The following is a 10,800-nucleotide window of genomic DNA, read 5'->3' on the forward strand; positions in this document are numbered from 1 at the left end:
GCGTCAAAAGGGGGTGCCGAGGTGTTCGTCGTGCCGCTGGCCCGGAAAAAGAAATTACTTTCATCGCAAACCTCACAGCCGCGGCGCTACCAGGGATTGCGGCGCGTATTTGCGGCGATGGGAACCCGAATCGCACCCGCAAGTTAATCGGCCCCCCTCCCGGTGGCGACCGTGGGGACGGTCGGCGCGAAAAAAGGAGACTCCCTAGACACCACGCACAAGATCACGCCTCGCCACCTGCTAGGACAGTCGGAGCAACCAAATGGCTAGCCGATGTCACACCCGCACAAGCGAGCGGGAGTTACCGCCGGACGCCCTGCCGCGCTGCGCCGGCCAGAATTCACGCACAGTTGGGCCTTGCGTCGTGCTTCGGTGTCTCGGGGCCCAAATCCCGCAACGGCAGGCAAAGGAGGCGACGGGGGGCAGATTCAAAACGAACCTGATACTACTTTTGATACTACTCCGCACCTTTGGCAAATAGCGGGAACACGCAACTTGTTTGAAGACTGGCGCATCCGTCAGGAGTTGAACCTGAAACCTTCTGATCCGTAGTCAGATGCTCTATCCAATTGAGCTACGGATGCACCGAAGCGACGGAATGTATTAACCACCCGAACCTCACGCAAGTGATTATTTGCCGTTTGCGGGCTTCGCGAGTGAAACGTGCCTTCAATGCGGTCGGGTTTTCCACCTCCGTGCTTCATTGTACAACCGGTCGCGAATGTAAAATGAATTGAACACTCCGTCCCGCTTCAATAACCTAGCCGTCATGAAATCCGTGCTCCGCCTTCTGCCCGTTCTCGCCGCGTTGAGTCTCGTCGGATGCGGAAAACAATCGGAAGGTACCAGCCCGGCTTCGGGAGCCGGGTCCTACACCATTGCTGTAATCCCCAAGGGGACGACCCACGAATTCTGGAAATCCATCCATGCCGGGGCGGTCAAGGCAGAGCTCGAATTGAACGGGAAGGGAATCAAGACCGAAATCATTTGGAAGGGTCCGCTGAAGGAAGATGATCGGGACCAGCAGATTCAAGTGGTCGAGAATTTTATGAGTCGCCAGGTCAGCGGCATCGTGCTGGCACCGCTGGATTCGCAAGCCCTGGTGACGCCCGTCGAAAACGCGATCAAGGCCAAAGTCCCGGTGGTCATAATCGACTCCGACCTCAAATCCGACCGTTACGTCAGTTTCGTTGCCACTGACAACTACAAGGGCGGTCAGCTGGCAGGCGAGCGCCTCGGTCAACTGCTTGGCGGGAAAGGGAATGTCATCCTCCTTCGCTACGCTGTCGGCTCTGCCAGCACGGAAGCGCGCGAGGCTGGTTTCCTCGACGCGCTCAAGACCAAATTCCCGGACATCAAGCTGATTTCGTCCGATCAATACGCCGGTCCGACCCGCGAAACCGGATATCAAGCATCTCAGAATCTGCTCAACCGCTTCGGGGATCAGGTCAATGGTATCTTCTGTCCCTGCGAACCTCCCACGATCGCCATGGCCAAGGCGCTCCGTGACATCGGCAAGGCGGGCGGCAAGGTGAAGATGGTCGGGTTCGACTCCGGATCCCAGTCAGTTGCCGACTTGAAGAACGGGGACGTGCAGGGCCTCGTCGTTCAAAACCCGGTCCTCATGGGCTATCTCGGCGTGATGACCATGGTAAAACATCTTCAAGGCGGGAAGGTAGAAAAGCGCATCGACACGGGCGTCGTGCTGGCTACGCGGGAAAACATGGACCAGCCCGGGATCAAGGAACTTCTTTACCCTCCGATCGCCAGATATCTGAAAGAATGACCCCACGCCTGCGAATGGTGGGTGCGCACAAGAGCTTCGGGGCAACTCACGCGCTGAAAAACGTTTCGTTCGAGGTCGCGCCCGGTCAGGTCCACGCACTCATCGGGGAAAACGGAGCCGGCAAGAGTACGCTGATGAAAATCCTCAGCGGCGCCTGTCCGCCCGACGGCGGACGGATTGAACTCGACGGGCAGGTGTTTGTTCCCAGGGACCCTCTGCACGCCCGCCGCAACGGCATAGCGATGATCTATCAGGAGTTGAATCTCGCCCCACATCTCAGTGTCGCGGACAACATTTTACTCGGCGAAGAGCCCCATCGCGCCGGTTGGATGGACCGTTCGCGCCAGCGCGCCGTTGCCCGCAAGGTGTTGTCTGAACTCCATCATGAAAATATTTCCCCGGACGCGCCAATCAGCCGTCTGACCATTGCCGAACAGCAGATCGTCGAAATCGCGCGCGCCCTGACCGGTTCCCCAAAGGTCCTGATCATGGACGAACCCACCAGCAGCCTGACGCAGGCGGACACGTTGAATCTGTTTGACGCGATTGATCGTTTGCGCCAGCGCGGGGTGAGCATCATTTACATCAGCCATTTTCTCGAGGAATGTCAGCGGATTGCGGATTGCTACACCGTTCTGCGCGACGGCGAGAGCGTCGGCAGCGGCGACATGGCTCGGGCCAGCTTGAGTGCCATAATCCGACTCATGGTGGGCAGGGAGGTCAAAGATATTTACCCGCGTCATCCGCACCGGTTCGGCGAATCCGTGCTCGAGTTTCGCGCGTTGCGCGGAGCGACAAAGCCACGTTCCGTCGATCTTGCGTTGCGGGAGGGCGAAATCCTCGGCATTGCCGGCTTGATCGGCGCAGGCCGCACCGAGACCCTCCGTGCGTGCTTCGGGCTGGACCGCGTCGAGTCCGGTGAAATTTTCGTCTATTCCCGCGAAAGCACGCATCGCTCTCCGGCCCGGCGGCTTGGCCAGCAGATCGGTCTCCTGAGCGAAAACAGGAAAGAGGAGGGACTTTTGCTCAACAGAACCCTTGCCGACAACCTTACACTCACGCGATTTCGCCCGGTCTCCCGATGGAGCCTCGTCAGTGGGCGCCGTCAGCGGCAATGCGCCATGGAATGGATGGAACGATTGGACGTGCGCGCCAACAGCCCCGACCAAATGGTCGGCGAATTGTCGGGCGGCAATCAACAAAAGGTCGCCATCTGCCGTTTGCTGCACCATAACGCCACGATATTCCTGCTTGACGAGCCAACGCGCGGGATCGACGTCGGCAGCAAGGTGCAAATCTACAAACTTCTCGACGAACTCGCCGCACAGGGCAAGGCAATCATCTTCGTCAGCTCGTATCTACCCGAGTTGCTCGGCGTGTGCGACACAATCGGAGTAATGTGCCGTGGTGTTTTGTCAGCAGTTCGTCCCGTCACCGATTGGAACGAACACACGTTAATGGCGGCGGCCACGGGACAGTCCGGACCGCCAACTTTTTGATCCACACATGAGTCTCCCGACCAGATTCAAGACCATCAACGTCGCGCGCCTCCTCAACTCGATCGGGCCCGTGTTCGGACTGCTTCTGGTAATCGGCCTGTTTTCGCTCAACTCAGAGGTGCGCTCGCACTTTTTCTCGGGTACCAATTGCAAGGTAATCCTCCTGCAAACGGTGATTGTGGCCATCGGCGCTCTGGGGATGACCATGATCATCGTGAGCGGCGGAATCGACCTGAGCGTTGGTTCGGTCGTGGCCCTGGCCAGCGTCGTCGGCGCCACCACACTGGTGAACGGACACTCGCCTGCGCTCGCCATTGCGCTCACTCTCGGGGTCGGAGCCGCTGTCGGATTGGTCAACGGGCTGATCATCGCCGGTTTTAACATGATGCCGTTTATCGTGACCCTGGGAATGATGGGTGTGGCCCGTGGCGCCGCCAAATGGCTCGCCGGCAACCAGACGGTCAACGCGCCCAAGTCGTCCATCAACAGCCTGATGGACATGCTTGATCCGCTTCATTTTTTCCCTTTGCCAGTTGGAGTCTGGATCGCCGCTGCCCTGGCGGTCGCGATGGCCGTCGTGATGCAACGGACGATCTTCGGACGCTATCTGTTTGCGATCGGATCGAACGAGGCCACTGCGCGCTTGTGCGGAATCCGCGTCGGGCTGATGAAGGTCGCGACCTATGCCTTGGCGGGGATTTTTTTCGGCTTATCGGGATTGATGCAAATGTCACGGCTGACCCAGGGAGACCCGACAGTGGCAATCGGACTGGAACTGGACGTCATTGCCGCCGTGGTCATCGGCGGCGCCAGTTTGAACGGCGGGACCGGCAGCATCTCCGGTTCAATCATTGGGGCCCTCATCATGGCGGTGTTGAAAAGTGGCTCGCAGCAGATGAACTGGCCCAACTACGTCCAGGAAATAATCATCGGTATTGTCATCATCCTCGCGGTTGGCCTGGACAAGTTTCGCCAACGCAAATCCACCTCCTGAAGTCTGCGCCCCGGTTCGTGCCGCGCGTTACGTGGCCGAAACCTGTTTTCGACCGTTGAGGAAGTAGGTCGTCATTTTCCCCTTCCCTTTTACTTCGATTTTTCCGCGACGTTCGAGCGCGTATTTGTCCTTGAGATGCTCGTACGTCGTCTCCGAAACCTGGATGGCGCCGAGCTGACCCAGGGACTCCATGCGGCTTGCGATGTTGACCGTGTCGCCCCACAGATCGTAAATGAATTTCTTGCTGCCGATGATCCCGGCGACCACGGGCCCGCTGCTGATCCCAATGCGAACGCCGAAACGTCTGGCGTCGCCTGAGTCCAGACGCGTCACAACCTTTAACATGTCGAGTGCCATTTCGGCGATGGCTTCAGCATGGTCGGGCCGAGGTGTTGGGAGACCACCGACGACCATGTATGCGTCACCAATCGTTTTGATTTTTTCCAGATGATGTAATTCCGCAAGCCAGTCGAACTTTGAAAAAATTTCATTCAACATTCTTACCAATTCGGCGGCGGGGACCTGCGATGATAGCCGGGTAAAATCGGCCAGGTCGGCGAACAGTACCGTGGCATCGGGGAATCCGTCGGCAATCGTGCTTTCCCCCTGTTTGAGGCGGTCCGCGATGGACTTGGGAAGGATGTTCAGTAACAAGCGCTCGGATTTCTCCCGTTCGGCCCGCAATTGCTCCAGATAGGCCTGTTCCTGGTCCCGCAGACGCTTCTTTTCCAGACAGGCGTTGATGCGCGCGTTGAGCAGCACGGGATTGAATGGCTTGGGCAGATAGTCTTCCGCGCCAATTTCGATGCAGCGCACGACACTGTCCAATTCATCCAGCGCAGAAAGCATGATCACCGGCGTATAGCGGTGTGACTTGTTTGCCTTGAGCAGTTCCAGTGTCTGCAGCCCGTCCAGCTCCGGCATGAGGATATCCAGGAGCACGAGGTCCACCTTGACGCTTTCCAGAATCTCCAGCGCCTTGCGGCCGTCCTCTGCCTGGAGCACGGTATGACCCTGACGCTCGAGCCGGCGACAAAGCATGTCGCGGTTCATCTCATTGTCATCCACCACAAGAATGAATCCTACCAGTGATTGTTCCTCCTCGTCGGCTTCCTCGTTCAACGGCCGGATGGAAGTGACCACGCTGCCGCTCCGGTCCGTGCTGCCGATCAGATTCGCCTTGCGTCCGCCCGATCTGAGAGGCCGGAGGAATTCCGAGTCGTTCAAAAGTCCCAACAGTGTCTTGGACGCCTTGTGGATCTTCTTCAAATCGGCGACAAAGCTGCCGTGCAGCTTTTCGTCCGCATCATCCTGGCACAGCTCGCTGTATCCGATAATCAGGTCGAGCAGCGTCCGGCTGTCGCGCTGGAAGGATTCCACGTCAAGTTTCCCGGAATCCACACGCGCGGAGGAGACGTTGTCATTGATGAGCGAAAGAAGCTGGGAGCCCGCGGCGTGTATTTTCTGGAGGTCCGGCACATACGGCTCCAGACCGAGGTCCTCGGCCTCTTCCTGCAACATTTCGCTGTACCCCAGAATCTGGTTCAGCGGCGTGCGAAGATTGTGGCGGATGTTGGAGAGACTGGTGTCATGCGCGGTATCACTGTCCTTGCCGCGCGATTTGGTGCTGGTTCCGGTGCCTCCGGCCGCGCTGGTCTTTCGGGTTTTGGATTCTTTACCGGTCACGATGAGCCCTTACTCTGCAACAGGGCGTCGATTTTTGCCAGCAACTTCGGCAGATCCACCGGCTTCGTCTCGTAATCGTCACAGCCGGCGGCAAGCGCCTTTTCCTCGTCGCCTGCCATTGCGTGGGCCGTCAAGGCGATGACGGGTATGCTCTTGCTCTCAGGGGCGGCCTTCACCTGGCGCGTCGCTTCCCAGCCGTCCAGGATCGGCAGACTCATGTCCATAAGAATAAGGTTTGGGCTTTCGGATTTTGCCTTCGCCACCCCGGCCGCGCCGTCCTCGGCAATGATCACCTCATAGCCCCGCCGCTCCAATCGCCGGGAGAGCATGTCGCGGTTCATTTCGTTGTCCTCGACCAATAGTATCTTAGCCATCCTTCGTCTCCTTTCGAACTCCCCGATCTTTAGGGTCTGTCATGACTTGGCTGGTGTTTCCGGCTGGACCTGATGTTTCACCAGCTCGCGGACCTCGCTCAGCAGTTGCTCCCGATTATAGTCGCCCTTTTGCAGAATTCGCTCAACGTTGCCTTTGAGTTGCTGACGGTCTTCCACGGTGAGATCCTTCGCGGTTAAAATCACAACGGGAATGTCCTGCCATTCCTTGTTTTTCCGCAGTTCGCGAATAAAGTCGAACCCGTTCATCACCGGCATCATCAGATCCAGCAAAATCACCGCGGGTTTGTTTTCGCTCACCGCATGAAGGCCGGCCTTTCCGTTTTCCGCCTCCCGCACTGTCCAACCTTCTTTTTCCAGGACGCGCCGAACCATCTGCCGGATGGACGGCTCATCTTCCACAACGAGCACCTGACTCGGTCCGTGCCCGTGGTGGTGTTTGCGGAGCACGCTCACAAGCCGGTCGCGATTGATCGGCTTCGTCATGTAATCCGTGGCGCCCAGTGCGAAGCCCATCTCTTTGTCGTCAAACATGGTCAGGACGATCACCGGTATGTCGGCAACCGCGGGATCCGCCTTCAGCGCCGTCAACACGGCCCAGCCATCCATTTCCGCCATCATCACGTCGAGAGTAATAAGATCAGGCTTCAACTCCTTCGCCATCTCGATGCCTTCTTTGCCGCCCGGAGCTATCGCCACTCGGTAGCCTTCCTTCGTCAGAAATCTTCGCATGAGGTCATGCACCGTTGGATCGTCGTCGATCACCAAAATCGTGGTGGCACCCGGCGGCGCTTCCGTCACGCGCGCCTGTTTGGCGATGCTCGTGGTGTCGTGCTTCTCGGGTTTCGAAGTGACCACCACGGCCGGAAGTTTGATGATGAAGGAAGACCCGTTTCCGATCTCGCTTTCAACGGTCACGTCCCCGCCCATCATCTGGCAAAAATGCCGCGTAATCGCCAGCCCCAGACCGCTGCCCCCGTACTTGCGCGTCGTCGAGGCGTCGGCCTGCGTAAACGCCTTGAACAGCCTGCTCACCTGGTCGGGTGTCATGCCGATGCCGGTGTCGCGGACTCGAAACACAAATTGTCCGGCTCCGGCGCTTCGTTCCCGCGCAACCTGAAGCGTAATCGTTCCCTTGTCCGTGAATTTGCAGGCGTTACTGAGCAGGTTGAACAGCGCCTGCCGGACCTTCGTCGCGTCGGCCCGCATGGGACCGACATTTTCCTCGCATTCGACCACAAGCTCGTTGCCGTTTTTTTGAACGAGTGGTTTGATCGTGCTCACCACATCCTGCACCATGACGGGCACATCAATCGTCTCCAGGAACAGGTCCATTTTGCCCGCCTCGATTTTGGAGATGTCGAGCACGTCATTGATGAGGCCCAGCAGATGTTTCCCCGCGCTGTGAATCTTTTGCAGGTCGGCCACGAAAGTTTCCTCGCCCAGGTCCCGCGCGTCCTCCTGCAGCATTTCGCTGTAACCAATGATCGCATTCAACGGCGTGCGCAGTTCGTGGCTCATGTTGGCCAGAAACGCGCTCTTGGCACGATTGGCATCTTCCGCCGTGGTTCTCGCCTCCTGCGCCTCGGCCGTGGCGCGCGCGAGTTCTGCCGTTCGTTCTTCAACCTTCCTTTCCAGGTTCTCGTTGTAAACCTCCAGCATGTCGTTGGCATGCTGCAATTCGGCGTCCCGCTGTTGAATGCCCGACAGCATTCCGTTAAACGCGTCGATCAGCGCCCCAACTTCGTCATCGCTGATCTTCTTTGCGCGGACGAGATAGTCCTTTTTCTCCGCAACCACCTTCGCCGTCTGCGCCAGTTCCATGATCGGGCCGGAAATCAGGGGTTGCAGTTTATAGGAGGTCAGGAAGGCGACGAGGCACGAGATCAACATCACCATCGCGACGATATTCGCGTAACGGTTCAAACGTCCCTGCAATTGTTTTCCGATGTCGGACTTGAGATAAATCGTGCCGATCCGCCCCGCGCTCGAATTGATCGGGCTTAAAACCGTCAGATGGTCGCCCTCGAAAACGTTTCGCAATCTTGACGGCAGCGGAGGAATCGTCTCGTCACTACCTTTCCTGATATAGGAGCTGAACACGGCATCGTCGCTGGAATAAACGGCCGCCCCGATGATCAACGGCTGGTCCTTGTCTTTCAACGAGGTCAGCGCCCGGTCAACGGCCTCTTTGTTCCCGGCGTTGAGCGAGCCGCCGCTAACGGTGCCGATCACGCTCGCAGTGCTGCTCGCGGCAGCCTGAAGTTCCTTGATCGTTGCCTGCCGGAAGAGGTAATTGTCGTACCACACGAATGCCGCGCAGGCCACCAGCAGGGAAAAAACACTGGTCGCCATCAGGATCAGCGTCAGTTTCCATTTGAAGGGCAGATGGCCGAATACGCTCATGTCCGTGCCTCGATGTGCCGACGAATGTCCAAATTTGTAGTGGTCCTCGACGCAATTACCTGGAATTTATGCCGGGCCAAATCCAAGGAACTGCGCCAGGGCTGTCCCGTCACGGTGGTTATGCCGAACGCAGCCGCCCGTTGTAAAGGACATTCTACGCCTGGCGTCTTCCCACCTCGGCGCCCCGCAGGTAATTGCGGCTTTTTAAATGAGCCCGGTTTGACGGTCGCGGGTACAGGATGCCCTCGAAGCATGGAAGCCAATTCTCGCAGGTGGAACCGGATCAATCCCAATAAGCTTTTGCGTGAATGTGAGTCCACCGTTTCCCACGAGCGTCATCCCTTCCGGTTCGGTCATCCCGTCCGCGTCCGCCGCTCAGTCGAAGCTTCAGCCTCAACGCCCGCATCTAAGAATTGTTCCACCCAGTGAAATTCTTCGACTGCGCGTGGCCCGAAACTTGCCCGGCGACGGGGAGACCACTCTTGCGAGGCCGGGCTCTGGACCGATGGGGTCTTGGTGACGGGAATTGTGTCTCCAGATTCAGGAAATTTGCGCGCGCAAAACTGACTCGGTCCCAAACCGTTCACCGCCAAGAGGCACCCGTCCTTTTCACCTCAAGTTTCCCTGAGCGCCGTGGCAATGGGCAAGCGTGCCGCGCGAATCGCCGGGAAAAGACCGCCCAGCAACCCGATGGCCGACGCCAAAAGGATGGCGTTGAGCAGAAGTTTCGGCGTCACGGCGAAGGCAAACGCGATCTGGCTCCACGTTTGAAAGTTCAGAGTGGCCGCGCCATGACCGTCGAACGCAAGATATGCCCCCACGCCGCCAACAATTCCACCCGTCAGCGCCAGCGCCAGGGATTCAATCAACACAGAGCAGACCACCGGCGCGGCCCCAAAACCGAGCGCGCGCAATGTGGCGATTTCCCGCCCGCGCGAGGCGACCGCGTTATACATGGTGTTGAGCGCGCCCAGCAACGCGCCCAGCGCCATCATCCCGGCAATCACTGTTCCAAGTCCCGTGATGAAATTGGTCGTTCTCGAAGACTGGTCGGCGTAAAAATCGGTTTGCCGCACAACCTTCACCTTGATCTGAGGATTGGAAGTCAGCGCGTCCTTGAATCCCTGAAACTGGTCCGCTGACACGAGCCTGGCGTAAACAGATTGATATGAATCACCGCGCTGGTAGGCGTCTTGCAGCACCGTCGTGCCCGTCCACAGTTCCGACTCCGCCACGCCGCCGTTGGCAGAAAAAACACCGACGACATTCCACTCGGTTTTGCCGAGTTTGATGGTCTTGCCAACATCGAGTCCGGCAAACTCACGCGCGGCGGACACGCCGGCAATGACCTCGTTGCGTCCGGGTTCAAACATGCGCCCTTGGATGATCTTTACGTCTCCTCGAACCGTCGCCGCGGCCGCTTCCACACCTCGAAAGGGCACGTTGGCGTCCGTGCCCGTGGAACGTTTTGGAACATCAATGATCACGAACAGCTCCGCCGACGCCACCGCCGCTCCATTTTTTCGTTCCACTCCGGGAGCGTCCTTGACGATGCGGGCGTCATCCCGGCTAAGACCACTGGACATTTCGTTTTCTGCCCCGTCACGCAGGACGATGGCAATGTCGTTGCGTCCGGTTGATGTGACCGCGTGGCGGAAGCCCTGCGCTATGGACAACACACCCACGAAAACCGCCACGACGCCGGCAATGCCGAATGCGGCGGCGATGGCCGAACCTTTGCGCCGCGGAATCGTGCACAGTCCGAACCAGGTGACGGATGCGATTTGTGAAAGCCAGTTGATCATACGCTGAAACGTGTTCGAATGGTTGATGGAACGGTTTAAAATCGAGTCGCGTTCATCCCTCGCGGCGCAGGGCGTCGGCCAAACGCAAGCGCATCGCCTGAATCGCGGGCAAAATTCCGGCAACGAAACCGAGGGCCAGCGTGTGCACCGCACCGACGATCACGTCGCGCTCCGGAATAAAAAACAAAGGAAAATACTGGTGGATGAAACTCGCCTGCCCCAGGCCCGCCAC

At 58.4% G+C, this 10,800-nt stretch carries 8 protein-coding genes, 1 tRNA gene and 1 pseudogene; 3 read left to right on the forward strand and 7 right to left on the reverse strand.

Going from position 1 to position 10,800, the window contains the following annotated elements:
• Positions 1-507: 507 nt before the first annotated feature.
• A tRNA-Arg gene (locus tag VN887_10885) sits at positions 508-584 on the reverse strand.
• A gap of 185 nt (positions 585-769) precedes the next feature.
• Here VN887_10885 and VN887_10890 point away from each other — a divergent pair.
• The 3 genes from VN887_10890 to VN887_10900 are packed head-to-tail and all read left to right on the forward strand — an operon-like array spanning position 770 to position 4,279.
• Positions 770-1,786, forward strand: coding sequence for a substrate-binding domain-containing protein (locus VN887_10890; GenBank protein HXT40512.1), 1,017 nt, complete (start codon positions 770-772; stop codon positions 1,784-1,786).
• Entirely contained in the window at positions 1,783-3,285 is a 1,503-nt protein-coding gene (locus VN887_10895) for a sugar ABC transporter ATP-binding protein (GenBank protein ID HXT40513.1), read from the forward strand. Before VN887_10890 ends, VN887_10895 begins: the two co-directional genes overlap by 4 nt.
• A 7-nt stretch (positions 3,286-3,292) precedes the next feature.
• Positions 3,293-4,279, forward strand: a complete 987-nt coding sequence (locus VN887_10900) for an ABC transporter permease (protein ID HXT40514.1) — start codon at positions 3,293-3,295, stop codon at positions 4,277-4,279.
• Between the two features lie 27 nt (positions 4,280-4,306).
• Here VN887_10900 and VN887_10905 read toward each other — a convergent pair whose 3' ends face one another.
• From VN887_10905 to VN887_10930, 6 genes and pseudogenes are all read right to left on the reverse strand, one after another.
• The gene (locus VN887_10905; GenBank protein HXT40515.1) at positions 4,307-5,368 is read right to left on the reverse strand and encodes an adenylate/guanylate cyclase domain-containing protein; all 1,062 of its coding nucleotides are present in this window, start codon (positions 5,366-5,368) and stop codon (positions 4,307-4,309) included.
• Positions 5,369-5,680: 312 nt separating this feature from the next.
• A pseudogene (locus VN887_10910) lies at positions 5,681-5,965 on the reverse strand (histidine kinase dimerization/phospho-acceptor domain-containing protein).
• Positions 5,962-6,339 (reverse strand): response regulator, encoded by a 378-nt coding sequence (locus tag VN887_10915; GenBank protein HXT40516.1) that lies wholly within the window; start codon positions 6,337-6,339, stop codon positions 5,962-5,964. Before VN887_10915 ends, VN887_10910 begins: the two are co-directional and overlap by 4 nt.
• 39 nt (positions 6,340-6,378) lie before the next feature.
• Entirely contained in the window at positions 6,379-8,763 is a 2,385-nt protein-coding gene (locus tag VN887_10920; protein ID HXT40517.1) for a response regulator, read from the reverse strand.
• A gap of 614 nt (positions 8,764-9,377) precedes the next feature.
• Positions 9,378-10,568, reverse strand: a complete 1,191-nt coding sequence (locus tag VN887_10925) for an ABC transporter permease (protein HXT40518.1) — start codon at positions 10,566-10,568, stop codon at positions 9,378-9,380.
• Positions 10,569-10,620: 52 nt separating this feature from the next.
• On the reverse strand, positions 10,621-10,800 hold a 180-nt coding region (locus tag VN887_10930), incomplete at its 5' end, for an ABC transporter permease (GenBank protein ID HXT40519.1).

Source organism: Candidatus Angelobacter sp., assembly GCA_035607015.1.
GTDB lineage: Bacteria > Verrucomicrobiota > Verrucomicrobiia > Limisphaerales > AV2 > AV2.

What these genes read in the sequence shown, in the direction of transcription:
- VN887_10890 (HXT40512.1), top strand. Translation starts at nt 770, where the DNA reads ATGAAATCCGTGCTCCGCCTTCTGCCCGTTCTCGCCGCGTTGAGTCTC.
- VN887_10925 (HXT40518.1), bottom strand. Translation starts at nt 10,568, where the DNA reads ATGATCAACTGGCTTTCACAAATCGCATCCGTCACCTGGTTCGGACTG.
- VN887_10920 (HXT40517.1), bottom strand. Translation starts at nt 8,763, where the DNA reads ATGAGCGTATTCGGCCATCTGCCCTTCAAATGGAAACTGACGCTGATC.
- VN887_10915 (HXT40516.1), bottom strand. Translation starts at nt 6,339, where the DNA reads ATGGCTAAGATACTATTGGTCGAGGACAACGAAATGAACCGCGACATG.
- VN887_10900 (HXT40514.1), top strand. Translation starts at nt 3,293, where the DNA reads ATGAGTCTCCCGACCAGATTCAAGACCATCAACGTCGCGCGCCTCCTC.
- VN887_10895 (HXT40513.1), top strand. Translation starts at nt 1,783, where the DNA reads ATGACCCCACGCCTGCGAATGGTGGGTGCGCACAAGAGCTTCGGGGCA.